Origin of the sequence: Flavobacterium sp. C3NV (genome assembly GCF_046825355.2) — a bacterium.
Lineage (GTDB): Bacteria > Bacteroidota > Bacteroidia > Flavobacteriales > Flavobacteriaceae > Flavobacterium.
In genome coordinates this window covers 428,883-454,240 of the sequence record NZ_JBKQBJ020000001.1, presented here as the reverse complement: position 1 = coordinate 454,240, position 25,358 = coordinate 428,883, and the positions used below count along the sequence as shown (strand labels likewise).

Below are 25,358 nucleotides of genomic sequence, written 5' to 3'. Positions count from 1 at the left end.
TATTTATGTAAATACGTTAAAAGAATCAGAATTTTGGAACAAAAAAAAGAGCTAAATTTATATTTAGCTCCTCTTTTAAATTGTAAATGTGAAAGTTATTTTAAATCTGGTTGGTATATTTTTACAGTGCCATCTCCCTCACTACTAACGACTAACAAACTTCTTTTTGTTGGACTTTTAGAAGCCGGAATAAATAATATTCCTTCAGGAGCATCACCCGTTTTTACAGTTTGTAAATATTGAGGTGAAGTTGGATTTGTTACATCATAAGTCATAAAAACATCTGATCTTTCTAGTCCAACAAACAGAATATTCTGACTTCCCATCTTAACTGCTACTACCGCTTCAGGTTCTGAGCCTTTATCATCACTGCGTTTGTTATCATAAGATCCAAAATCATTTGATTTTTTATCAAGGTCATTTTTACTATCGTAAACAATTTTTCCGGTATTTCCGTTCCAGATCGAGAAAGATCGCGCTCCAAAAGCTACCATTTCGTCAAGATCTCCGTCTCCATCAGTATCACCCATGTCGGTAATTAGATTTAATCTTCCTAAATTGGTTTCTAGTTTTAAAGTTGCAGCATCAGGAAAAACAGTTGCATCAAGCTTCATGTCTTTCATTCTTTTAATATCACTATACGCTGCATATTCTCTGGCATCACCTTCGTTTGCTGTAACAAAATAAGGAACATTATTGGCAGAAAAATGACTAATTGCGTCTGGCATAAACATACCTTTCACTTTCCATGGACTAAAAACAGCTGTTTCATTTTTGTCACTTACAGCAATAGCATTTTCAGCAGTATTAAAGTCTTTAAAACCCAAAGGATAAATAGCTGTAATGGTTTTAGAAGTCAAATCTACTTTTGCAACACCATTGTTTTCCTGCAATGTTACCCAGGCAGTTTTAGAATCATCAGAAATAGTTACATATTCAGGTTCGATATCCTGAGCGAAGCTTTTAGCGAATTTAGAAACTCTAAAGCCTTCTTTCTGCAAAGCAGCAGACTGGCTGGTAAAAGAAGCGAAATCTAAAGTTGTCACCGCATAATTATTAGCAACTTCAATAATAGAGATAGTTCCGTTTGGATCTTGCAAATAATCTGTGCTTGGTTCTCCTTCATTAGCAGTCATAATATATTTTCCGTCAGGCGAAAAAGTAATCATATCCGGCAATGCGCCAACCGTAATTTGTTTAATTAAACTATAATCAGTAGTATTAAAAACAACAACCTTTCCGTTTCCTTGTTTGTTTACAGTCGATTCTAAGGCAACGGCTAGTTTCCCGTCAAATACAGCAACACTATTAGAAGCGCCTTCATATGGAGTCAAATCGATTTTGCCAATTTTAGTTGGTTTTGTAGGATCAGATAAATCAATTACATCTATTTGGTTTGTTCCGCTATTATTTACAGTAAAAAGTCTTTTTGTTTTTTCGTCGTAAGCCGTAATCTCTGCTGCACCTTCGCCGCCAATAGTGATAGAACCTATTTCTTTAAAGGTTCCCGGGTTTTCGTTTATAACAACTTCAGGTTCTGGTTTGCTTGAATTTTCATCATCATTATTACAGCTTACCATTATAGATAAAGCAGCTAATAACGTAATACTTAATTTCTTCATTTTTGTGTTTTTTAGTTTTGCCAAATGTAATTAGCAGATTTTGCTCGTATATTAAGGCTGTATTATTTAATCTTTAACTTAATTTTTATCAGATAATTTATCTAAAACCAATATCATTTTGTCTCGACTATTTTATAATCCTTCCGAATGCTTATCTTTGTACACTTTCAAAATTAGAACCTCTTTATGTCAACAAATAATAGAAGATTTCCAGCAGAATGGGAAAAACAACAAGGAATCGTATTGTGTTTTCCGCATAATGGTAACGACTGGCCAGGAAAATACGAAGCTGTTCAATGGGCTTTTGTAGAATTTATTAAAAAAGTAGCCACTTTTGAAACTGTTTTTTTGGTCGTAGCCGATGAAAAACTAAAAGAAAAAGTAGCTGAAATGTTAGAAAGAGCGCGCGTAAATATTGCCAATGTATCTTTCATTATTCATAAAACCAACAGAAGCTGGATGCGTGATTCCGGACCAATTGTAGTAAAAAATGGTTCGAAAAGAGAAGCGCTGAATTTTAATTTTAATGGTTGGGCAAAATATAAAAATTATCAACTAGATAAATTTGTGCCTTCTAAAATAGCTGATTTTATCGATGTTCCTTTAACGCAGGTTGTATACAAAGGAAAACCGGTAATCGTAGAAGGCGGTGCAATAGATGTAAACGGAAGAGGAACTTTGTTAACTTCTGAAGAATGTTTGATGCATCCATCAATTCAGGTTCGAAATAAAAACTTCACCAAAGAAGATTACGAAGCGGTGTTTAAAGAATATCTTGGAGTTACAAACGTAATTTGGCTTGGAGACGGAATAGAAGGCGACGACACACACGGACACATCGACGATTTATGCCGATTTGTAAATGAAGATACCATTGTGACAATTGTTGAAACAGATAAAAATGATGCTAATTACAAACCATTACAAGATAATCTGAAACGTTTACAAAATGCAAAATTAGAAGACGGAAAATCTCCAATAATTGTAGCATTGCCAATGCCAAAACGTGTAGATTTCGAAGATTTAAGATTACCGGCAAGTTATGCTAATTTCTTAATCCTGAATAATTGTGTTTTGGTTCCTACTTTTAATGATAGTAACGATCGTGTAGCTTTGAATATTTTATCAGAATGTTTCCCTGACAGAGAAGTAATAGGAATAAGCTGTATCGATTTTATCTGGGGATTTGGAACTTTGCATTGTTTGAGCCAGCAGATACCTGCTTAGGTTTAGCCAGGAAGGCACAAAGTCACTAAGTTTTTTTAAGTTTTGCGTAATATTTAATCTCGCAAAGTCGCGGAGTCGCAAAGATTTTTTTGCATAGCCCCTAGCTTCAGCTAGGGGAATATGATTTGAATATAAAAAAGGCTTTAGCCAAACTAATCTAGTTTGGCTAAAGCCTTTTTGTTTGCGTTAAATATTTCCAGCCAGCTGAAGCTAGACGCTATTAATCTTATTTTTTTAAATAAAATTTTGAGACTCTGCTCCCGATAGCTATCGGGATTGCGAGATTCAAACATAAAAGTATTTGCTTAAAATAAAGCATAAAAAAAACCTTGGCGAGAACCAAGGTTTTATATTTTTATATCTCTTCAGATAATTTATCTGCTCTTCATGGTCTGATAAATGGTGGTAATAATTGGCTTGCAACTTCTCCAAAACCAAGACGTACTTCAGCATTTTCGCAAAAACCTCTAATGATAACAGTGTCGTTATCTTCGATAAATTTACGTTCACTGCCATCTTTTAATTTCAAAGGGTTTTTTCCTCCCCAAGTCAATTCCAGCATCGAACCAAAACTATCCGGAGTTGGACCAGAAATAGTTCCTGAACCCATCATGTCACCAGAATTTACACGACAACCATTAGAAGTATGATGTGCTAATTGTTGGCTCATGGACCAGTATAAATATTTAAAGTTTGATTTAGAAACTATTGTTTCTTCTGCATCTTCAGGTTTAATAGAAACTTCAAGATGAATATCAAAAGCTTTTTTTCCTTTAGTTTGTAAATAAGGTAACGGCGAAGGATCTTGTTTAGGTCCTTTGGTTCTAAAAGGCTCCAAAGCATCCATAGTTACAATCCACGGAGAAATTGATGTTGCAAAGTTTTTAGCTAAGAAAGGCCCTAGCGGCACATATTCCCATTTCTGGATATCGCGCGCGCTCCAGTCATTTAGTAAAACCATCCCAAAAATATAATCTTCGGCTTCGTAAGTTGGGATATTTTCTCCCATTATATTTACGTCAGTTGTAATAAAAGCTGTTTCCAATTCAAAATCTACCAAACGAGACGGTCCAAAAACAGGATATTTCTCGCCAGCCGGCAAAGTTTGTCCCATTGGTCTGTGTACCGGAATTCCTGACGGAACAATAGTAGAACTTCTACCATGATATCCTACAGGTATATGCAACCAGTTTGGTAATAAAGCATTTTCAGGATCGCGGAACATTTTTCCAACGTTCGTAGCGTGTTCTTTACTAGAGTAAAAATCTGTATAATCACCTATTAATACAGGTAATTGCATCTCTACATCGTCGATTTTAAAAATAACAATATCGCGATCTTTTGTTGAATCTCTTAGTTGAGGATTAGTTTCGTCGAAAATCTCAGCGATGCGATTTCGAACTAAACGCCATGTCTTTTTTCCGTCAGAAATAAAATCATTAAGCGTATCCTGCATGAACATATCATCAGTTAAGTCTATTCCTGAAAAATAGTTTAATTGTTGTAGAGCCCCTAAATCTATAGCGTAGTCGCCAATTCGTGTTCCTACTGTAACGACATTTTCTTTGGTAAGAAATACACCGAAAGGAATATTTTGAATAGGGAAGTCGCTATTTTCTGGCACTTCTAACCATGATTTTCTTTTGGTATCGTTAGCGGTTATTGGCATGTGAATGTTAATTATTTGTTGAAAAATTCTATGTCAAATATATCATAATCTAGCAGTTTGACAAACGTTTTTTTGTATTTTTGCAGGAAATTAACGAAAAACGAAAAAATGCAACGCGACGAACAAATTTTTGACCTTATACTAGAGGAACAAGACAGACAAATTCACGGATTAGAACTTATCGCTTCAGAGAATTTTGTAAGTGATGAAGTAATGGAAGCAGCTGGTTCTGTTTTAACTAACAAATATGCCGAAGGATATCCAGGCAAAAGATACTACGGAGGTTGCGAAGTAGTTGACGTTATTGAGCAAATTGCAATAGACAGAGCTAAAGAATTATTTGGTGCTGAATATGCAAACGTTCAGCCTCACTCAGGATCTCAGGCAAATACTGCAGTTTACCATGCATGTTTAAATCCTGGTGATACTATATTAGGTTTCGACTTATCTCACGGTGGTCACCTGACTCACGGTTCTCCTGTAAACTTTTCAGGTCGTTTATACAAACCTGTTTTTTACGGAGTAGATGCTGAAACTGGTCGTTTAGACTATGATAAAATTCAGGAAATTGCAACAAAAGAGCAGCCAAAATTGATCATCGCAGGAGCATCAGCTTATTCTCGTGATATGGATTTTGAGCGTTTTAGAGTAATTGCAGATAGCGTAGGAGCAATCTTATTCGCTGATATTTCTCACCCTGCAGGACTTATTGCAAAAGGATTAATGAACGATCCAATTCCTCATTGTCATATTGTTTCTACAACAACTCACAAAACTTTACGTGGACCACGTGGAGGTTTGATCTTGATGGGGAAAGATTTCGAAAATCCACAAGGATTAAAAACTCCAAAAGGAGAAATCAGAATGATGTCGTCTTTATTAGATCTTGCAGTTTTCCCAGGAAATCAAGGTGGACCTTTAATGCACATCATCGCTGCTAAAGCGGTTGCTTTTGGTGAAGCATTAAAAGATGAGTTCTTTACTTATGCTATGCAATTGCAAAAAAATGCAAATGCTATGGCAGATGCTTTTGTAAAAAGAGGATACAAAATTATTTCTGGCGGAACTGATAACCATATGATGCTTATTGACTTAAGAAATAAAAATATTTCTGGTAAAGAAGCTGAAAATGCATTAGTAAAAGCAGAAATCACTGTAAATAAAAATATGGTTCCATTTGATGATAAATCACCATTTGTAACTTCAGGAATTCGTGTAGGAACAGCTGCAATCACAACTCGTGGTTTAGTTGAAGAAGACATGGAAACTATCGTAGCATTAATCGATAAAGTATTAGCTGATCATACAAATGAAGCAGTTATCGAAGAAGTAGCAAACGAAGTAAACGAAATGATGAGCGAAAGACCAATTTTCGTATATTAATTTAAGATAAGTCTTAAAGTTTTAAAATCGAAAGTCAAAAGTCTTATTTTGACTTTCGATTTTTGCTTTTATAACTTATAACTTTTAACTCATAACTTTAGAAATGGGCGTACTAAGATTACAATTGCCAACAGACCCAAGATGGGTAAATATTGTAGAAAAAAATATTGAAGAAATCCTGACAGATCACGCTTGGTGCGAGCAAAAAGCAGCAACAAACGCGATTACTATTATTACCAATAACTCTGAACATCAGGATTTAGTCAAAGATTTATTGGCTTTAGCCAAAGAAGAAATCGATCATTTTGAGCAGGTTCACAATATCATCATCAAAAGAGGATTAAAACTGGGCCGCGAACGCAAAGACGATTATGTAAATGAGCTTTATTTATATATGAAGAAAAGCGGAGACGGAAGCAGAGTTTCAGGTCTTGTAGAAAGATTATTATTCTCCGCCATGATCGAAGCCAGAAGTTGCGAACGTTTCAAAGTTTTATCCGAAAACATTCAGGACGAAGAATTGGCCGTTTTCTACAGAGAATTAATGGAAAGCGAAGCAGGTCATTACACTACTTTCATTACCTACGCCCGTAAATACGGAGTTGGAATCGACGTTGAAAAACGCTGGAGAGAATGGCTGGCCTACGAAGAATCTATTATTTCTAATTACGGAAAAGGCGAAACGATTCATGGATAAATTTATTAAAATTCTAATTTTTTAAATTCCAAATTCCAAAATTGAAGGAAGCTTTGTGAATCTCCGTGGCATTCTCTGTGAATCTTTGGGAAATAAAAAAAATAAAAAATCCGTATAAATCCGCGTTTTCGCGATAGCGAATCCGCGTCATCCGTGTGCCATCCGCGTACCAAATTAACCACAAAGTTTAGCAATCTAAAATCAACATTCTAAAATCTAAAATTCCTATATTTGAGTGTAATCAAAATTCAAAGCCATGAGAATAGAAACTGATCTGAAATTAGGATTTAAAGATGTAATGATTCGCCCAAAAAGATCAACGCTAAAAAGCAGATCGGAAGTTTCTTTAGAACGAAATTTTAAATTTTTGCATTCCACCACAAATTGGACAGGAATCCCAATTATGGCAGCCAATATGGATACGGTAGGAACTTTTGAAATGGCTCAGGTTTTGGCGAAAGAAAAACTTTTTACAGCAATTCATAAACATTATTCATTAGAAGAATGGAATGATTTCCTGAAAAATGTTACACCAGATTTCTACGATTATATTGCTATTAGTACCGGAACGGGAAAAGATGATTTTGCCAAAATTGGTCAAATAATTACTGCAAATCCTTTACTGAAATTCATTTGTATTGATGTCGCAAACGGTTATTCAGAACATTTTGTTCAGTTTTTAAAACAAACCAGAAAACAATATCCTGATAAAGTCATTATTGCCGGAAATGTTGTTACCGGCGAAATGGTCGAAGAATTACTTTTGGCTGGAGCCGATATCGTAAAAGTAGGAATTGGACCAGGTTCAGTTTGTACAACACGTGTGAAAACCGGCGTAGGATATCCGCAACTTTCAGCTATTATAGAATGTGCCGATGCTGCGCATGGTTTAGGCGGACATATTATAAGCGATGGCGGTTGTAAAACTCCGGGAGATGTGGCGAAAGCTTTTGGAGCAGGATCAGATTTTGTTATGTTGGGCGGAATGCTCGCAGGACACACTGAAAGCGGAGGAGAGCTGATCGAAGTAAACGGCGAAAAATTCAAACAATTTTACGGAATGAGTTCTACAACGGCAATGGATAAATATGTTGGAGGAGTTGCAGAATATAGAGCCAGCGAAGGAAAAACAGTTCAGGTTCCTTATAAAGGGCATGCTATCAATACAGTTTTAGATATTTTAGGAGGTTTACGAAGTACTTGTACTTATGTAGGCGCATCAAGATTAAAAGAATTAACAAAAAGAACAACTTTCATCCGCGTAAGCGAACAGGAAAATCAAATTTTTACTAAATAATAAAAGTATTTTAAATAGCATTATGATTACGATTACAGCAGCAACAATAAACGATATTAAGCAAATTCAGAATATAGTAAATATTACCTGGCCCATTACTTATGGTGAAATTCTATCAAAAGAACAACTTGATTATATGTTGGGGCTTTTTTATTCTACTGAAGCTCTAAGCGAACAATACGATAAAAAAGTACAGTTATTTTATATGATTGATGAAGATGAAACAAATATTGGATTTATCGGAATTGAACATCATTATAATGAAGAAGCCCTGACCAAAATTCATAAAATCTATCTTTTGCCGGAAACCCAGGGAAAAGGAATTGGTAAAAAAGTGATTGACGAAATTGGAAAATTAGCTTCAGAAAACAATTCAACTGCTTTATTATTAAACGTAAACCGATTTAATACCGCTTTGGGATTCTACAAAAAAATAGGTTTCGAAGTTAAAGAAGAAGTTGATATTGAAATCGGAAACGGTTATTTGATGGAAGATTATGTAATGGAGAAAAAGATTTAAAACACTAATTTACTTCGTCTGTTCGCTATCGCTCGGGTCACTAATTACCACGAATTAGTTTGTGAAATAATTCCACAAACTAAACTCAGAGTTAAAAATTCGTGGTAATTAGTGACCCGAGCGATAGCGAACAGACGAAGTAAATTCGTGTTGAATTATGGTTTTAACTCACAATCACATCATGCTTAAACAACAATCCTTTCACTTCTTTCAAAGCAAAAACAGCTTTCTTCAGTTTGGTTTTTGATGGATCAATGGTGTAATTATAACTGGTTTTAAAATCGGCTTTGTTGGCGATGGCTTTGTCAAATTCTGAGCGGTACAAATCGCAATTATCGAAAAGAACGCTGGTAAGATCTGTAGACATAAAATCAACGGCAACTAAACTGCAATTGTTAAACGTTGTTCCTTTAATCTTTAAGGTATAAAACTTCGAAAAGTCCAGAATACAATCATAAAAATGAACTTCAAAAATGAGTTTGTCGCACATGGCAAAATTCACTTCCTTGATTTCGCATCGGTTAAAAGTAGCCGTTCTAAAAGCTACATAATTGATTTTGGCTTCGCTAAAAATACAATCGTTAAAAACACAATCGATAAAAGTAACGGCTAGGAAAGTACAGGCCGAAAAATTACAATTATTGAAAACACAACATTCAAAATCCTTAAAATTTACATCATCTCTACCATAAGTAATGGTATCGTATTCTTTATCAAGGAAATATTCAGACTCTTTTTTCAATGTAATTTTTAATGATTGTTTAAGAGTGAAAAGATAATAATTACGTTGCATTAATTATGTATAAAATGGTATTAATTTTTTAGTTTTAAAGTGTGATTTTTCTCAGGAAAATAAACGGATTGAGATTGTGCTTACCTTAAATAAGGATGTTTTTTACGGCTTGTTTTTTACGAATATGATATTTTTAAAGCTTTAAAATGATAAGTGTTTAATTTTAAGGCTTTATTTTTATAAAATATTATTAATTTTTAATTTGAAATATTTTATTATAATAGTATTTCGCAGTAGCTTTACAGTGATTTTTTAAGTTAAAACGTAACACTTATATTATATGGGATCAACAAGAAAAGAACATGATTTTTTAGGAGAATTAGATATTCCGAATCATCTGTATTATGGTATCCAAACTTTCAGGGCTGTAGAGAATTTTAATATTACAGGAATTCCAATTTCAAAAGAACCTTTATTTATTAAAGCTTTAGGTTATGTGAAAAAAGCAGCAGCTTTAGCTAATAAAGATTGCGGAGCACTCGATCCTAAAATTGCCGAAGCCATTTGTTACGGAAGTGATCAGGTTATTGCCGGTAAATTCGATCAGGAATTTGTAAGCGATTTGATTCAGGGCGGAGCAGGAACTTCGGTAAATATGAATGCAAATGAGGTAATTGCCAATATTGGTTTGGAATATCTGGGACATAAAAAAGGAGATTATAACTTTTTGCATCCAAATAATCATGTTAACTGTTCCCAATCTACAAACGATGCTTATCCATCGGCATTTAGAATTGCGCTTTACCTGAAAATGGAAAGCTTTATTAAGACATTAGAAGGTTTAGAAATTGCTTTTGCTGCAAAAGGAGAAGAATTTAAAAGTGTTCTTAAAATGGGAAGAACCCAATTGCAAGATGCGGTTCCGATGACTTTAGGACAAGAATTTAGATCTTATGCGACTACAATAGGCGAAGATGTTCGCAGATTAAAAGAAGCTCAGAGTTTGGTTTTAGAAATCAATATGGGAGCAACCGCAATTGGCACAAGAGTAAACGCACCAGAAGGATATCCTGAAATTTGTGTGAACTATTTAGCCAAAGAAGTTGGAATTCCGTTAACGCTTTCTCCGGATTTAATTGAAGCTACTGTTGATACAGGAGCTTACGTTCAGATTATGGGAACATTAAAAAGAACAGCCGTTAAAATTTCTAAAATCTGTAATGATTTACGATTATTGAGTTCAGGGCCAAGAACTGGTTTCAACGAAATCAATTTACCGGCACGTCAGCCAGGATCTTCTATTATGCCTGGAAAAGTAAATCCGGTAATTCCGGAAGTAGTAAACCAGACTTGTTTTTACGTAATTGGTCAGGATTTAACGGTTACCATGGCGGCTGAAGCAGGACAATTGCAGCTGAATGTAATGGAGCCAGTAATTGCTTTTGCGATGTTTACATCTTTAGATTACTTATCAAATGCCATTCAGACTTTGATCGATAAATGTATTATTGGAATTACGGCAAATGTAGATCATTGCTATAATATGGTAATGAACAGTATTGGGATTGTAACACAACTAAATCCTATTTTAGGTTACGAAGTAAGCGCCAGTATCGCTGGTGAAGCTTTAAAAATGAATAAAAGTGTTCATGATATTGTGGTGGTCGAAAGAAAATTAATCACTCAGGAAAAATGGGATGAAATCTATTCATTAGATAACCTGATCAATCCAAAATTTATCACGAAATAAGAAAAAATACTTATAAGTTTATAGAGCCGTCAAATTATATTGACGGCTTTTTTTATGTTCTAAAATGCTGTTTTTTATTAAAGTTGAATTATAAAACCTTGAAAATAAGATGTATATTTACGTGAGGATTGAATGTTATTTCGAAAAATTAAAACTTTCAGATGGTAAAATTTTTAAAAAATAATTATTTTCATCATTATAAAATCTTAGGGTTACTCTTCTTTATTTCGTTCAGTTCGATAGCGCAAACAGAAAACGTTAATCCGGAATTATGTCCGCCCAGAACGATTTTAGAAATCTTTAAAAAGAAGGATTCTACAGCTATAGTAAGACCTTCAAAAAACAACTTTTTCCTTATTATTCCGGCAATTGGTTCTCAGCCAGCAACCGGATTTTTTTTTGGTGCGGTAGCGCAATATACTTTCAAAGGAAAACTTGAATCAGACAAATATTCTATCGCAAATCTGGGGATAACCTATACTACAAAAAAACAATGGCTGGTAAATGTTAAGAATAATATCTTACTCAATAACAACAAGATTTTTTTAAGCGGAGATTATCGCCTGTATATTTTTTCTCAGCCCAATTATGGTTTAGGAACAGATATAATTCCGCATCACAGCAAGAAAAATCATTTTAGCATCGATTCTATTGCACAGCCTATGGACTATGATTATTTTAAATTTCACCAAACTGTTTCTTTTGAAGTTCGTAAAAACTTTTATATAGGCGGAGGTATAAATCTCGATTGGTATTCCAGTATCAAAGACAAAGATCTTGATGTAGAAAACGGAAAATATACTTATCATTATAATTACAGCCAAAAACACGGGTTTAATGATTTAGAATATTTCTTAAGTGGTATGAGCCTCAATTTAGTATACGATTCCAGAGACAATCAGGTAAATTCTACCCGCGGATGGTTTGCTAATATCAATTATCGTTTTAATCCCGTTTTGTTTCATAATCAGGAATATAGTAATGTTTTATATGCAGAATATCGTCATTTTATACCCCTTTCGAACAAAAATGAAAGATACATTTTGGCACTTTGGGCTTACGGACAATTTATAACCAGAGGAAAAGTTCCGTACCTGAATTTGCCTGCAATAGGCTGGGATCAGCGAAGCCGAAGCGGAGAAGGTTATACACAAGGACTATTTAGAGGAGACGGTTTAGTTTATCTTTCAACAGAATTTAGATTTCCAATTACTTGCGACCAGATGATAAGCGGTACCGTTTTTACCAACTTCGTAACAGCAAGTAATGTCGATAATAATGTTTCTTTATTCAAATCAATTCAACCCGCGGCAGGTCTTGGTTTGCGTATTTTGATCGATAAAAAAACACGGACCAATTTAATTGTAGATTATGCCTGGGGAAATAATTCAAAAGGGTTTTATCTAAATGCCGGCGAAACATTTTGATTTGTAATTTAATGTTTGTTAAGTAGTTGTGTTTTTTATGTGCGAATTTTATCTTAAAAAATATTTAATTTTTAGAAAGAAAAAACTTAAATTTGAGATTCAATTAACTTTCAAAAACAAACACTATGAAACGGTACGGTTTATTACTCGTTCTTTTCCTGTCGGTGATAGGAGCGAACGCACAAGATGCAAGGTCTTTTTCTCTTAATTTGTATGGTGGTTATAACTTTTCAGATGAGATCGATTATGATGGTTTTTCTGCTACTATTGATGATGGTTTTCAATACGGTGCAGGATTTGAATATTTCTTTTCGACAAATAACTCAGTTGAGGTAAAGTATTTAAGACAAGATTTAAAAATACCTTTTTATAATCCGGCAGGAGTTCAGGTTAATGCTGGAAATGACAAGGGAGCCTTTAATTTTATTTTAGCAGATTTTACCCATTATTTTGATACAGGCTCAAATTTACTTCCTTATTTAGGGGCAGGAGCCGGAGTTGGGATTGTAGAAACACCTCAGGGAGGAAGTGGAACTTATTTTGCCTGGGATTTAAAAGCCGGAGTAAAGATTAAAACAGCTTCAGTAGTTTCTGTAAATATTAATGCCTATTTACAATCGATGTCGGCAGCAGTTGGTGAGAGTTATTATTGGACATATTGGTACGGACCAGTTGCGGTTGATGATTATGTTTCTACTTACCAGTTTGGACTTGGCGCTGTATTGAGTTTTAACTTTAAAAATTAGTATTTACCCCCGTAAATCATTCTTAAAAAAATATAAAAGCATTCATTTCTGGTGAATGCTTTTTTTGTGGTTACTAAAAGCTATTGTTCATAATTAAATCATAATTTATAACTATTGTGATTTATATTTTTAAACTCAATCCCTATTTTTGTTATTCAGACCACTTATTTATGAAATTATTAATAGTCGAAGACGAACCAAACCTTTTATCTATTTTACGTAAAGGATTTGCCGAAAACAACAACGAAGTTAGTGTAGCAATGGATGGGAAAACAGCCCTGGAAATGCTTCATAATTATAATTTTGATGTTGTAATCTTAGACGTAATGTTACCTGATATTAACGGAATTGAAATTTGCAGACGTTTGCGTGCCAGCAAGAATTTTGTGCCAGTTTTACTTTTAACAGCTCTTGGAACTTCAGAAAATATTGTAACCGGACTTAATGCCGGTGCCGATGATTATTTGGTTAAGCCCTTTAAATTTGGGGAACTTGACGCAAGGGTAAATGCATTGCACAGAAGAGCGCATCAGGAAACAGAAAGAATAGACAGCATTACAGTAGGAGATTTAGAAATAAATGCGCGTGCTAAAACCGTAAAAAGAGAAGGAGAATCTATTATTTTAACGGCCAAAGAGTTTAAATTACTGTATTATTTAGCTAAAAATAGCGGTCAGATTGTTTCCCGTGATCAAATCTTAGATAATGTTTGGGATATTAATTTTGATATGAATACCAATGTTGTAGACGTGTATATTACCTATCTGCGCAAAAAAATAGATAAACCTTTTGCAACTAAACTTATTCATACCATGAAAGGTTTAGGTTATGTTATAAAACCATAAAATGGATATAAGAAAAAAAATTACTTTTACTTATGTAGCGCTTTCCAGCTTTAGTACACTATTGTTGTGTATTATTGTCTTTGTCTTGTTTCAGGAAAATAATCGATATCATTTCTTAAAACGATTAGAAGACAGGGCCAAAATCGTCGCTTCAATTCATTTTCAAAACGATCCTGAAAAAATAAAGTATTATAAAAACCTCAAAAAAGACGGACTTGAAGAACTTATAGAAGAAGAAGAATTTGTTCTAAAAATAAACAGCGCCAACAGTTTTGATTATAATACCAATTTAAATTTACCCAATGAGTTCTATACTAATGTTCTAAAAACCGGAGAAGATTATTTCGAAAAAGATAACAAATACTATTTAGGACAAGTTTTTACAGAAAGAAGTCAAAGATACATTGTAATTGTGGGAGCAAGGGATCAAAAAGGCCCTACAACGACCATTTATATTGTAAAAATCATGCTTTTTGGCGGGATCGGATTTATATTTCTGGCTTTTTTCTTAGGGCGCTTTCTCGCAAAACGTGTTATTAATCCCGTAGCAAGAATTACCAAAGAAGTAAATAGAATTAGTGCTTCTAATCTTCATAACCGATTACCCGAAGTAAAAAACTCAGACGAAATCTCAGATCTTACAGAAACATTTAATGATATGCTGGACCGCTTAGAAACCTCTTTTGAGATTCAGGCCAATTTTATCAACAATGCTTCGCACGAATTAAAAACGCCAATTACCACCATTATTGCCGAGTCTGAAATTATGCTCCTTAAAGAACGTCAGGTTCCCGAGTATATTCAGTCATTAGAAAATATCTATAGTCAGGCTTCAAAATTAGGAAACCTTACAGAAAGCCTGCTAAAACTTACTCAAACGGGTTACGACGGTAAAAAACAAGTACTGGATATTGCAAGAATCGACGAATTGTTAATGGATGTAAAATCAGATTTAGATAAAATTTATCCTGATAATCGTGTGAGTATGAAATTTAATTTTGCTCCAAACGATTCTAATCTGTTATTAATTCCGTGCAACAAACCTCTTTTAGAATTAGCAATTAATAATATTGTTACCAATGGTGTAAAGTACTCAGATAATAATGAGGTTTTTGTTACGCTTTCTGCCAATCAGGAAATGATTAAAATCGCTATCAACGATATTGGTATTGGTATTCCGCCAGAAGATATTCCGCATTTGTATGAACCTTTCTTTAGAGGAAAAATTGCCACCAAATATATAGGGTATGGTTTAGGGCTTCCTTTGGCCTCAAAAATCATTCGCATGCACGATGGCGAAATACAAGTACAATCAGAACAAAATAAAGGAACTATTGTAACGATCGTTTTTAATAAATCGAAAATCAAAAAGAACAACATTAAAAATTCTAATGTTGAATCTTAGAAAGTTCTAATTTTATATTAAGCCCCTTCTAATTTCGAGAGAGTTATTTTGTATGTATAAACTAAACGATTATACATATGAAAAATTTCCTTATACCTACGACTTTAAAAGATGATACTATTTGCGCTGTAAAATCAGCAGTAAGTCAGGCAAAATCATCAGGTTGCGAAATCATTTTAATGATGGTTGCCGATGCCCCGGATACTTTTTCTTCATCAGGTTATTTGCGTGAAATGCGTACCGGACTTACAGCTAGTCAGGAAACAGTACTTGATACTTGTCGCTATATTATCGAGCATACTCCAAATTGTAAAATAAAAGTACAAAACCAGTACGGTCTTTCATCTCCAATCTTCAAACGTATTATTGATGTTTTCTCTGTAAAATTAGTCATTCTGACACAGTCTTATAAACAAGAAACAAAACGAATTCATCAGTATTTGATTCAATTAGCAGGAAACCAAAAATGCCCCATATTGCATTTAGGAGTAGAGCAGTACAAAGAAGACTTTAATAAAGCACTTTATATCGAAAATGCCCGTGCCAATATGCATGTTAAGGACGTTCAGCAATTCTTGAATGAAAACTTTTCATTTGAAATTGTAAGTCAGACCGCCAATTTCGATGACAACTACGAAAAATTTGCTCCTTATTTATCCGAAGCGATTTCAAAATACGATATCGATTTGCTGGTAGAAACCCGTAAAGGAGAAAAAATCAAATTCAAAAAAGCAAAAAAAGCAGATATGAACGAGAGATTAGGACTTCCGGTTTTGTCTCTTTATGAGGAAATGGCATAATACCCAATTGCTCTCTAAAAAAAATATAAGTTTAATTTAAAACCGAAAATATGTTATTAAAGAAAAGAATACCAATGAAGTACGTTCTCGGGAAAATTAAAGTAGAAATTACATTAGTACTGGCGTATACAATAGTTTTTGAAGTTTTTCACAATTATTTTATCAATCTTCCTGTAGATATTCCAATTGCAATTCCAACAATGATTGGAACCATTATATCCTTATTATTAGCTTTTAAGTCGAATCAGGCTTATGACAGATGGTGGGAAGCCCGAATCGTTTGGGGCGCAATTGTAAATGATTCCAGAACATTGATCAGGCAAGTACTGACATTCTATAAAGACCCTAATTTTTCTGTAGAAGCAAATGAATTCAAAGAAAATTTTGCCAAACGACAAATTGCGTGGTGTTATAGTTTAGGAGAATCTTTACGAAATAGAGATGCCTTAAAACCACTTGAAGGTTTGATAAGCGACGAAGAATTACGTTTTGTAAAAAATCATCAAAACATACCTAACGCGATTTTATTATTGCATGCGAGAGATCTTCGAAATGCTAAAAACGACAAACGTATTAATATGTATCAGCAGGTAGAAATCGATAATACTTTGTCAAGATTATGTGATGAAATGGGGAAATGTGAGAGAATTAAAAACACTATTTTTCCAACGACTTACAGCATGTACATCAGATTGACATTGTGTTTGTTTATTTTACTATTGCCTTTTGGCTTAATTAGTGTCTTGAGTTGGTTTGCAATCCCGTTAATTACAGCTATTGCAGCCGCTTTCTTTTTGATCGAAAGAATGGCAATTCACCTGCAGGATCCATTCGAAAACAGGCCTACAGATACACCTGTAACCACTATTGCCAATACTATCGAAAGAAATATCACTCAGATGATGAATGAATACCAAAGCGAATTTGATATTATCAATGAATTTCATCTTCAGCCTGAGCCTAAAAAAGCGGAAAACAACGCTTATTTTGTTTTATAATTAAAATTGATTTTGGTTTCTCAATTTGTTGCCGGACAACGCTATTTACAGCATTGTCCGGTTTTTTTTTGTTATTGCAATTCCTTAAAACTGAATCTTTTTTTTCAGGAGCTAATCCCGCACCCGAGCCTGAAAGTGCGAATTGGCGAAGCAATCCGTTCCAATCTTTTCCTGGCTAAAGAAGCCAGAAAAAGGATTTCCTCCCGAAGCCTCTGGACTATCGGGGCTAGGACATCCGTTTTCATAACAATGTTTTCGTCTAGTTTGTCATCCTGACGGAGGAAGGATCACAACAGGAACTTCACAATCAAAATCGCCAATCTTTGTAGAATCCCGCGTGTGATCCTTCGTTCCTCAGGATGACAAGATTGGAGTAGCTGCAATGAGTAAAACAAAAAATCTGTGTAGATCTGTGTTTTTGCAAAGCAAATCCGTGTCATCCGTGTGCCATGACAAAGATTGTCGAGCTTATTGTGTGATACTTTCTGCGTCAAGGATGACAAGATTACGCAGAGTTTATCATCATCGATGAAGTAATCTTCCTAAAGTCTGTATAGATTCTCTTAATTCATTCGTCCATACCAACCCGAAACTCAATCGCATACAATTCGAAAACTGATCCTGAAAAGAGAAAATTCTTCCGGGCGCGATACTAATCTTGTGTTGCATCGCCAAATGATAAAAAGCAGCAGTATCAACACTTTTGTCCAGTTCGATCCAAAGAAAAAATCCCCCTTGCGGCTGACTTACTTTGGTTCCCTTCGGAAAATATTCCAAAACCGTATTAATATAATTGTTACAATTATGATTCAATATCTGGCGTATTTTTCTAAGATGGTTTTCGTATCGTCCATTTTTTAGAAAATCTCCCACAACCTGATGCGTAATAGTAGGAGAGGAAAGCGAATGGTAAATTTTGTTGCGTAATATTTCTTTTTTAAATTTTCCCGGCGAAACCCAGCCTACGCGATAACCTGGCGCCAGAGTTTTAGAAACCGAACTACAGCAAAGTACAATACCGCTTTCGTCATAGGTTTTACAATTCTTAGGTCGGCTTGCGCCAAAGTACAAATCGCCGTGAATATCATCTTCGATTAACGGAATATTGTAGAACTCCATCAACCTGACGACTTCTATTTTATGTTCTGCCGGCATCATACTTCCTGACGGATTACTAAAATTACTCATTAGCAAACAAAGCTTTACTTTTTTAGATGATAACGCTTTTTTCAATGCTTCCAGTTCTATTCCCGTTGTCATGTTGGTTGGCAATTCCATGATGTACAATCCTAATGATTTTGCCAATTGCAGAATTCCAAAATAAGCAGGACTTTCTGTAATGATAGTATCTCCGGGTTGAGTTAGAGTCATTAAACAATGTGATATTGCGCTTGTACATCCGGGCGTTGTAATAATATCCTCTTCGGTCAGTGAACCTCCCCAGGTAAAAGACCATCTGGCGATTTCTCTTCTTAAATTCGGATTCCCTTTTACTTGCTCATAACTCGTTCCGCTGTTAGGAAGTTGTCGCATTGCCTGAACCATCCCCTTGTTTAATTTCGCAATAGGCAGCAATTCATTCGACGGAAAACCCAAAGAAAGCATCGTAATATCAGGATCTGTCATATTACCATACACCTGATCGATCAAATCTTCCCGGTCAACATTGGCACATTTTAAAATAGGACTGCTTGGCGAAGGTTCAGGAATCGCTCTGGCCGAAATATTACTCACATAATAACCGGATTGCGGTCTTGACTCGATCAGTGATCTGCTTTCGATTTCGTAATAGGCTTTACTTACCGTGCTCATGCTGTAACCCGTTTCGGCGCAGACTTCACGTATCGATGGCAGCTTGTCGCCCACATTCAAAACACCGGATTTTATTTGCTTTTCTATTCGGTCAGCAAACTGAAGATACAAGTAATTTGGATTTTTCATAAAAAAAAACTGTTATGGTGCAATTTACAAAAACTGTATCTGTATTGCTGTTTTATTTTTTAGAAATTTGTTTTAGTAGAAAAATAAACAAAAACAACATTCGTGAAAACAACAAAATACTACATAGCTGCCATTACTTGTTTTGTAATCTGGGGATTTTTTAGTCTGGTTTTAAAACCCATACACGATTATGCTTCTCTGGATATTTTGTTCTATCGTGTTTTTAGCTGTAGTATTCTAATGTTGATGATTGCTTTTACTTTTAAAAGAAAAAGAATAAAAGAAGCAATTCAAAACTTCAAATCGTTGCCCGCTTTTGAGAAACGCAAAACCATTTTATTAAATATTGGCGGAAGCGTGTTTCTAATGGCCAACTGGTTTACATTTATTTATGTAATGAACCACGTTAGCGTAAAAGCGACATCATTGGCCTATTTGGTCTGCCCAATTCTAACCACTTTACTGGCTTATTTTATTTTGCACGAAAAACTAAGTAAAACCCAATGGATAGCCGTTGGTTTAAGCATTTCCGGTTGTATACTTTTATCGTATGCCAATATTATGGATATGTTTTTTAGCATCATTATAGGATCAACCTATGCATCTTATCTGGTTAGTCAGAGAGTCAATAAAGGTTTCGACAAATTTATAATTCTAACGTTTCATATTACTTTGGCGGCGTTGTTCTTGTTGCCTTTTTATCCCATATACAGCGGTCCGGTTCCAACGGAATTTAAGTTTTATTTCTGTATAGAAACCATTGCGATTTTGTTTACGATTTTTCCTTTGTTTCTTAATCTATATGCTTTGTCAGGAATAAATTCTTCAACAGTTGGGATGCTTTTAAATATTAACCCAATGATCGCTTTTCTATTGGCTATGTTTCTGTATAAAGAACAGTTCGGACTCATACAGATTATAGCTTACGGAATTGTTTTTCTGGCCGTCTTGGTTTTCAATTCACATCATATTTTTGCCATGAAGCAAAAGTTTATCGCAATATCCAAAGATTCTAAAATAACGTGAGGTTTTTTATGTTTTTTATTGGTTTAAAATATAAATTACCAGAATCTTAACAGGATGTTTAAACAGGAATGACTATTTTCATTCCTGTTTTTTTATGCGACATTTTTTCGCTACGAATTTCACGAATTTTCATGAATTTTTTAATCTGCTCGATCTGCAAAATCTGCGTGAACTTTTTTACGCTGTAATAAGCGATAGTAAAGAGCCTAATTAATTAGTGAAAATTGGTGAATCCCGATAGCTATCGGGAGTGGCGAAAAACAATAATCTGTGGCAAAAAAAAGATACAAACTGAACAAACTATTTATATGAAAAATACCAAACTCCAAGCCTTTATCCCGTTATTTTATTTAGTGTGGTCTGATGATTTACTGACTCAAAAAGAGTTTACCACCATTCAGAAATTTATTAATGACTTAAGTTGGCTTTCGCCCGAAGAAAAACAACAATTAGTATCAAGATTAGACATTTCAAATCCGCCTTCGCGAAATGAACTCACCCAATGGAAATTGGATATCGAAAACAGCATCCAAAACAAATCCGATATAAAATCCATTTTTGATATTGCAGTAGCGCTTTCAGAAAAAGATGTGGATATTTCGAAATTGCAATCTGATTTTATAAAATTAGAGAACGACCTTGGAATTCTTGGCGAAGAAGCGCTTCAAAACTTTAAAACAAAAGCAAGTTCTTTTACAGCCAATTCTCAAACCAATGCCGATTTTGATATTCAGAAAATAACGGACATTTTAAACGGTAAAGAAGCAGCTATTATCAATAAAGTAAAATCAGTAATTTCAAGACCTGAATTTGCTTATGAAACTTCTACAGATATCAATGTATACCGCCAAACCGTCTATAATTGGTGTAAAATTCTGGCCGATGAAAATCTCGGAAATATGGCTTATCCAAAGCAATATGGAGGAGGAGAAAACATAGCCGATTATTTTGCGATAATGGAAACGCTAAGTTACCACGATTTGAGTTTAGTAATCAAATTTGGTGTTCAGTTTGGATTGTGGGGAATGAGCGTCCAGTCGTTAGGTACAGAGAAACATTATGCGAAATACCTAAAAGATATTGGAACCTTAAAAATTCCCGGATGTTTTGCCATGACCGAAACTCATCACGGATCGAACGTAAAAGGACTGGAAACCACAGCAACTTACAATCATAACGATCAAACGTTTACGATTCATACGCCGACTAAAAATGCTCAAAAAGAATATATTGGCAACGCAGCCGTTCACGGACAAATGGCGACTGTTTTTGCTAAATTAGTGATCGACGGTCATGATTATGGCGTAAATGCTTTTGTGGTTCCGCTAAGAGACACCAACGGAAATACCTTAAACGGAATTACGATAGGCGATTGCGGACATAAAATGGGATTAAACGGAGTCGATAACGGAACGATTAGTTTTGACAATGTGGTGATTCCGAAAGAAAATATGCTCGATCGTTTTGCTTCTGTAAATGATAAAGGCGAATTCGAAAGTCCGATCCCGAGTGACAACAGACGATTTTTTACCATGTTAGGTACTTTGGTTGGCGGACGAATCGGGATTCCGCGTTCTGCTTTGGCTGCAGCCAAATCCGGATTAACAATTGCCATTCGCTACAGCGATCAACGCCGACAATTTGGTCCAGAAGGAGGATCTGAAGTTCCGATTTTAAATTACAGAATGCATCAGCGAAGATTAATTCCGCCTTTGGCGAAAACCTACGCCGTACATTTTGCTTTGCAATATCTTACCAATCGCTTTTTAAATAAAACCGAAGCCGAAATGCAGGAAATCGAAGCTTTGGCAGCAGGAATGAAATCGTATTCGACCTGGAGTACAAGAGATATTCTGCAGGAATGCCGCGAAGCTATTGGAGGAAAAGGATATTTGTCTGAAAACAGAATAGATGCTTTAAAAAATGATACCGAAATATACACGACTTTTGAAGGTGATAATACCGTTTTGATGCAATTGGTGGCTAAAAACCGTTTGTCTGAATTCAGAAAATCGTTTGGCGAAATGGGTTCTTTGGGAATCATCAATTATGTGTACGAAAATGCAAAAACGGCATTCACAGAGAAAAACCCAATTGCTACCAGAAGAACAGATGATGAACATTTACTGGATTCTGAATTTCATTTACAGGCTTTTATTCACAGAGAAAAAACAATTTTAGCTTCGGCAGCGCGACGCATCAAAAAATTGGTCGACGGAGGTTTAGAACCTTATGATGCTTTCAATGTTGTACAACATCAAATGATCGATGTTGCTCAGGCGTATTTGGAAAGAGTTGTTTTAGAACAATTTCAATTGGCTATAAAAGACGTAGAAGACATTGAAACAAAAGAAATACTAACAAAACTGAATCAGTTATACGCACTTTCACAAATAGAAAAAAACAAAGGCTGGTATCTTGAAGACGGTTATATGGAAGCTGTAAAAACCAAAGCAATCCGTAAAATTGTCAATCAATTGTGTTGGGATATTCGTCCGGATGCGGTTTCATTGGTCAATGCATTTGATATTCCGGAGAGTTGTCTTGCAGCGCCAATTGCTGTTCGATTAAAGATTAAAGATTAAAGATTAAAGATTAAAGATTAAAGATTAAAGATTAAAGATTAAAGATTAAAGAGTAAAGAGTAAAGAGTAAAGAGTAAAGAGTAAAGAATAAAGAGTAAAGAGTAAAGAGAATAGATCTTGTGGGAACTTTGTCAAAGTTTTAAACTTTGACAAAGTTTATGGAGTCTTTTTTTGTCATCCCTAACGAGGGATCTCCACAAGAAGCTCTACAAAGATTGGTGATTCTGCAAGAGGAGCTACTTGCGGAGATCCCTCGTTCCTCGGGATGACAAGCTTGTGGTTACTTATTGTAATTAGAGCTGTTATGTGATTTTTAAGTAAGAAAAAAAACTTTCTAATCCTTTTAATCTGTGGCAAAAAAATAAATCAAAAAGCAAAATGCTATAATTAATTTTATATCATTAATAAAATAAATTATAGCTCTAACATCGTTTTATTGAAATAACTAGCCTTCTCAAAATCTTTTATATTGATAGAAATCACAGGAACTTCAGGAAGTACTCTATTGAGTTTAGAAACAATTATTTTCGAAAGATTGGCTTTTTGTTCTGTATTTCGGCCTTCCATAATGTAGGCAAAAACATGAATAAAGTCTTTTAAGGAATTTCCGTTGTTATAATACGAAAACGGATTAATACGAACCTTAATCTCAGATTCATCAAAAAGACCGGTTGATAATGCTGCATTAAAAACATCCTGCATAATGTCGTCTGCAGATTTTAACCGAAGAACGTTTTCTGAGCAATCAATAATAAAATGAGGCATTTGTGTGTGGTTTTAGATTAGAGAAATAGACTTCAACCAAATTTACAAAAATCCTTGTGATATAAAAACTAAACATTTTTCTTTTACACTCGATTTTCTGTTACAAAACTCAAAATTTGCGACTTACTAAATAATTCATTTTTGTATCTGCACTTTCTTATATTTGTGGGTCTCATTATACCATAATTGTTTTGAAAAATTATTTATTGTTTTGTTTATTCGTTCTTTTAGGCAGTCCTGTTTATTCATCAGACAGCACTGATACTATTTTAGCAAAGCTAAATGACGCTTTAAAAAATAAAGCACATTATGTCAGGCTCAAAGAAGAGCGTATTTTGAACTTTAAAAAAATCAATTCAGACGATTTAACTCCGGAACAAGAATACAATTACAACAAAACTTTATATACAGAATATCAAAAGTTCAACTCAGATTCGGCTATTTTTTATGTCAAAAAGAATCTGAAAATTGCCAGTGAACTTCAAAATAACGAGTTGCTAAACTTAGCCAATTTGCAGTTGGTTACCCTTTATTCTTCGTCAGGAAAATACCGCGAATCTGAAGCTATTTTAAAAAGCATTGATAAAAAAACACTCTCAAAAGCATTGCTTCCCAATTATTATGTGGCCTACAGGGAATTTTTTGAGCATTATGCCGCCAATAGTTATGATATAAAATACATTCAGAAAATACGGGAATATCGTGATTCTTTGGTCGCTGTTTTAGATCCTAATACGCTAAATTATCAGATCAATAAAATTCAGCAGGGGATGTCCCGGAAAAAGCTAAAAGTTGCAGAACAACAGTTGTTGCAATTGTTTGCAAATATTAAAGAAGATAACCCTCAATATGCCATGATTACCTATCTTTTGGGCAGTATTTATGAGGCAAGACATCAATTAGAACCAAGAAAAAAGTTTTATGCGCTTTCGGCTACTTCTGATCTAAAAAATGCGAATAAAGATAATGCATCACTTCAGGAACTAGCGTTGGTTTTTTATGAAATAGGCGATGTAGATATGGCGTATAAACTCACTCAATCGGCTATTGAGGACGCACTTTATTGCAATGTTCAGTTTCGAACTCTTTTAATGTCAGAAGTTTATTCGATTATCAATACCGTTTATTTAGAAAAAGAAGCCAAGAGAAAAACCGAACTGCAGCTGTATTTGTTATGCATCAGTTTGCTTTCGGCATTTTTGATCGTAGCCGTTATTTATGTCTACAAACAAATGAAAAAAGTATCCAGAATACGTGGAGAACTTTATGAAACCAGTCAAAAATTAGCAGAACTAAACAAAGATATTACAGAAACCAACAATCAACTGCAGGAACGTAACGCACAATTATCAGAATCGAATCATATCAAAGAAGAATATATTGCGCATTTTTTCAGTCTTTGCTCGACTTACATCAATAAATTAGAAAATTACCGTATTATTTTAAATAAAAAAGCAACGGCAAAACAGTTTGATGAGATTTATAAAATGCTTAAATCAACAACCTTGGTTGATAATGAGCTGGAGGAATTGTATAAAAATTTCGATATCATCTTCTTGAATTTGTATCCCACTTTCGTGAAAGATTTCAACGCACTTTTGATTAAGGAAGAACAAATCTTTTTAAAACAAGGAGAATTGCTAAATACTGAACTTCGCATTTTTGCACTAATTCGTTTAGGAATTACCGACAGTGTAAAAATTGCAGCGTTCCTTCGTTACTCTTTAAGTACAATTTATAATTACAGAACCAGAGCTCGAAATAAAGCCGCAGTTTCGCGAAATGATTTTGAAGAAATGGTCATGAAAATTGGTTTAATTTCATTGAAAGTCTAATTTTATATTTTAAAACCACTACTTTTTTTAGGGGGTGTTTTTGTACAAGTATTTGTAAATCAAATATTTATTTTTTTATTTCACTAC

Annotated in this window: 20 protein-coding genes; 15 read left to right on the top strand and 5 right to left on the bottom strand. The window is 34.5% G+C overall.

Going from position 1 to position 25,358, the window contains the following annotated elements; translation table 11 throughout:
* Positions 1-95: 95 nt before the first annotated feature.
* Positions 96-1,622 (bottom strand): choice-of-anchor I family protein, encoded by a 1,527-nt coding sequence (locus tag ACIDC4_RS01795; RefSeq protein ID WP_412044713.1) that lies wholly within the window; start codon positions 1,620-1,622, stop codon positions 96-98.
* A 186-nt stretch (positions 1,623-1,808) separates the two neighbouring features.
* On the opposite strand from ACIDC4_RS01795, the gene ACIDC4_RS01790 reads away from it, so the two are divergent.
* Positions 1,809-2,849 (top strand): agmatine deiminase family protein, encoded by a 1,041-nt coding sequence (locus tag ACIDC4_RS01790; RefSeq protein WP_412044712.1) that lies wholly within the window; start codon positions 1,809-1,811, stop codon positions 2,847-2,849.
* A gap of 385 nt (positions 2,850-3,234) precedes the next feature.
* On the opposite strand, the gene fahA is transcribed toward ACIDC4_RS01790, so the two are convergent.
* The gene (gene fahA / locus ACIDC4_RS01785) at positions 3,235-4,518 is read right to left on the bottom strand and encodes a fumarylacetoacetase (protein WP_412044711.1); all 1,284 of its coding nucleotides are present in this window, start codon (positions 4,516-4,518) and stop codon (positions 3,235-3,237) included.
* Positions 4,519-4,626: 108 nt separating this feature from the next.
* Here fahA and glyA point away from each other — a divergent pair, with 108 nt between their 5' ends.
* From glyA to ACIDC4_RS01765, 4 genes are all read left to right on the top strand, one after another.
* Positions 4,627-5,901 (top strand): serine hydroxymethyltransferase, encoded by a 1,275-nt coding sequence (glyA, locus tag ACIDC4_RS01780; protein WP_056251471.1) that lies wholly within the window; start codon positions 4,627-4,629, stop codon positions 5,899-5,901.
* Between the two features lie 103 nt (positions 5,902-6,004).
* Complete coding sequence (locus tag ACIDC4_RS01775) at positions 6,005-6,598, top strand: MiaE family protein (protein ID WP_007810758.1); 594 nt, start codon at positions 6,005-6,007, stop codon at positions 6,596-6,598.
* 256 nt (positions 6,599-6,854) lie between these two features.
* Positions 6,855-7,895 (top strand): GMP reductase, encoded by a 1,041-nt coding sequence (locus ACIDC4_RS01770; protein WP_412044710.1) that lies wholly within the window; start codon positions 6,855-6,857, stop codon positions 7,893-7,895.
* Positions 7,896-7,917: 22 nt separating this feature from the next.
* The gene (locus tag ACIDC4_RS01765) at positions 7,918-8,415 is read left to right on the top strand and encodes a GNAT family N-acetyltransferase (protein WP_412044709.1); all 498 of its coding nucleotides are present in this window, start codon (positions 7,918-7,920) and stop codon (positions 8,413-8,415) included.
* A gap of 163 nt (positions 8,416-8,578) precedes the next feature.
* On the opposite strand, the gene ACIDC4_RS01760 is transcribed toward ACIDC4_RS01765, so the two are convergent.
* Positions 8,579-9,157 (bottom strand): pentapeptide repeat-containing protein, encoded by a 579-nt coding sequence (locus ACIDC4_RS01760; RefSeq protein WP_412044708.1) that lies wholly within the window; start codon positions 9,155-9,157, stop codon positions 8,579-8,581.
* Between the two features lie 331 nt (positions 9,158-9,488).
* On the opposite strand from ACIDC4_RS01760, the gene aspA reads away from it, so the two are divergent.
* The 7 genes from aspA (at position 9,489) to ACIDC4_RS01725 (ending at position 17,119) form a co-directional block, all read left to right on the top strand.
* A complete protein-coding gene (gene aspA / locus ACIDC4_RS01755) occupies positions 9,489-10,898 on the top strand; it encodes an aspartate ammonia-lyase (RefSeq protein ID WP_412044707.1) in 1,410 nt (469 codons plus the stop codon).
* Between the two features lie 161 nt (positions 10,899-11,059).
* Positions 11,060-12,325, top strand: a complete 1,266-nt coding sequence (locus ACIDC4_RS01750; protein ID WP_412044706.1) for a BamA/TamA family outer membrane protein — start codon at positions 11,060-11,062, stop codon at positions 12,323-12,325.
* Positions 12,326-12,450: 125 nt separating this feature from the next.
* Positions 12,451-13,071 (top strand): outer membrane beta-barrel protein, encoded by a 621-nt coding sequence (locus tag ACIDC4_RS01745; RefSeq protein ID WP_412044705.1) that lies wholly within the window; start codon positions 12,451-12,453, stop codon positions 13,069-13,071.
* 170 nt (positions 13,072-13,241) lie between these two features.
* A complete protein-coding gene (locus ACIDC4_RS01740) occupies positions 13,242-13,916 on the top strand; it encodes a response regulator transcription factor (protein ID WP_065449644.1) in 675 nt (224 codons plus the stop codon).
* A gap of 1 nt (position 13,917) precedes the next feature.
* Positions 13,918-15,321, top strand: coding sequence for a sensor histidine kinase (locus ACIDC4_RS01735; protein ID WP_230037459.1), 1,404 nt, complete (start codon positions 13,918-13,920; stop codon positions 15,319-15,321).
* 77 nt (positions 15,322-15,398) lie between these two features.
* Positions 15,399-16,121 (top strand): adenine nucleotide alpha hydrolase family protein, encoded by a 723-nt coding sequence (locus tag ACIDC4_RS01730; RefSeq protein ID WP_230037461.1) that lies wholly within the window; start codon positions 15,399-15,401, stop codon positions 16,119-16,121.
* Between the two features lie 50 nt (positions 16,122-16,171).
* Positions 16,172-17,119: a bestrophin family protein gene (locus ACIDC4_RS01725; protein ID WP_230037463.1), complete on the top strand. Its 948-nt coding sequence runs from the start codon at positions 16,172-16,174 to the stop codon at positions 17,117-17,119.
* 522 nt (positions 17,120-17,641) lie between these two features.
* On the opposite strand, the gene ACIDC4_RS01720 is transcribed toward ACIDC4_RS01725, so the two are convergent.
* Positions 17,642-19,060, bottom strand: a complete 1,419-nt coding sequence (locus tag ACIDC4_RS01720; protein ID WP_412044704.1) for an aminotransferase-like domain-containing protein — start codon at positions 19,058-19,060, stop codon at positions 17,642-17,644.
* A gap of 102 nt (positions 19,061-19,162) precedes the next feature.
* Here ACIDC4_RS01720 and ACIDC4_RS01715 point away from each other — a divergent pair, with 102 nt between their 5' ends.
* The gene (locus ACIDC4_RS01715) at positions 19,163-20,086 is read left to right on the top strand and encodes an EamA family transporter (RefSeq protein WP_412044703.1); all 924 of its coding nucleotides are present in this window, start codon (positions 19,163-19,165) and stop codon (positions 20,084-20,086) included.
* Between the two features lie 308 nt (positions 20,087-20,394).
* Positions 20,395-22,671 (top strand): acyl-CoA dehydrogenase family protein, encoded by a 2,277-nt coding sequence (locus ACIDC4_RS01710; protein WP_412044702.1) that lies wholly within the window; start codon positions 20,395-20,397, stop codon positions 22,669-22,671.
* A gap of 414 nt (positions 22,672-23,085) precedes the next feature.
* On the opposite strand, the gene ACIDC4_RS01705 is transcribed toward ACIDC4_RS01710, so the two are convergent.
* A complete protein-coding gene (locus tag ACIDC4_RS01705) occupies positions 23,086-23,436 on the bottom strand; it encodes a 5-carboxymethyl-2-hydroxymuconate Delta-isomerase (RefSeq protein ID WP_412044701.1) in 351 nt (116 codons plus the stop codon).
* 191 nt (positions 23,437-23,627) lie between these two features.
* Between ACIDC4_RS01705 and susR the strand changes: the two genes are divergently transcribed.
* Complete coding sequence (gene susR, locus ACIDC4_RS01700) at positions 23,628-25,271, top strand: SusR family glycan utilization regulator (protein ID WP_412044700.1); 1,644 nt, start codon at positions 23,628-23,630, stop codon at positions 25,269-25,271.
* The last annotated feature ends 87 nt before the right edge of the window (positions 25,272-25,358 follow it).

What these genes read in the sequence shown, in the direction of transcription:
- ACIDC4_RS01795 (WP_412044713.1), bottom strand. Translation starts at nt 1,622, where the DNA reads ATGAAGAAATTAAGTATTACGTTATTAGCTGCTTTATCTATAATGGTA.
- ACIDC4_RS01790 (WP_412044712.1), top strand. Translation starts at nt 1,809, where the DNA reads ATGTCAACAAATAATAGAAGATTTCCAGCAGAATGGGAAAAACAACAA.
- fahA (WP_412044711.1), bottom strand. Translation starts at nt 4,518, where the DNA reads ATGCCAATAACCGCTAACGATACCAAAAGAAAATCATGGTTAGAAGTG.
- glyA (WP_056251471.1), top strand. Translation starts at nt 4,627, where the DNA reads ATGCAACGCGACGAACAAATTTTTGACCTTATACTAGAGGAACAAGAC.
- ACIDC4_RS01775 (WP_007810758.1), top strand. Translation starts at nt 6,005, where the DNA reads ATGGGCGTACTAAGATTACAATTGCCAACAGACCCAAGATGGGTAAAT.
- ACIDC4_RS01770 (WP_412044710.1), top strand. Translation starts at nt 6,855, where the DNA reads ATGAGAATAGAAACTGATCTGAAATTAGGATTTAAAGATGTAATGATT.
- ACIDC4_RS01765 (WP_412044709.1), top strand. Translation starts at nt 7,918, where the DNA reads ATGATTACGATTACAGCAGCAACAATAAACGATATTAAGCAAATTCAG.
- aspA (WP_412044707.1), top strand. Translation starts at nt 9,489, where the DNA reads ATGGGATCAACAAGAAAAGAACATGATTTTTTAGGAGAATTAGATATT.
- ACIDC4_RS01750 (WP_412044706.1), top strand. Translation starts at nt 11,060, where the DNA reads ATGGTAAAATTTTTAAAAAATAATTATTTTCATCATTATAAAATCTTA.
- ACIDC4_RS01745 (WP_412044705.1), top strand. Translation starts at nt 12,451, where the DNA reads ATGAAACGGTACGGTTTATTACTCGTTCTTTTCCTGTCGGTGATAGGA.
- ACIDC4_RS01740 (WP_065449644.1), top strand. Translation starts at nt 13,242, where the DNA reads ATGAAATTATTAATAGTCGAAGACGAACCAAACCTTTTATCTATTTTA.
- ACIDC4_RS01735 (WP_230037459.1), top strand. Translation starts at nt 13,918, where the DNA reads ATGGATATAAGAAAAAAAATTACTTTTACTTATGTAGCGCTTTCCAGC.
- ACIDC4_RS01730 (WP_230037461.1), top strand. Translation starts at nt 15,399, where the DNA reads ATGAAAAATTTCCTTATACCTACGACTTTAAAAGATGATACTATTTGC.
- ACIDC4_RS01725 (WP_230037463.1), top strand. Translation starts at nt 16,172, where the DNA reads ATGTTATTAAAGAAAAGAATACCAATGAAGTACGTTCTCGGGAAAATT.
- ACIDC4_RS01720 (WP_412044704.1), bottom strand. Translation starts at nt 19,060, where the DNA reads ATGAAAAATCCAAATTACTTGTATCTTCAGTTTGCTGACCGAATAGAA.
- ACIDC4_RS01710 (WP_412044702.1), top strand. Translation starts at nt 20,395, where the DNA reads ATGAAAAATACCAAACTCCAAGCCTTTATCCCGTTATTTTATTTAGTG.
- ACIDC4_RS01705 (WP_412044701.1), bottom strand. Translation starts at nt 23,436, where the DNA reads ATGCCTCATTTTATTATTGATTGCTCAGAAAACGTTCTTCGGTTAAAA.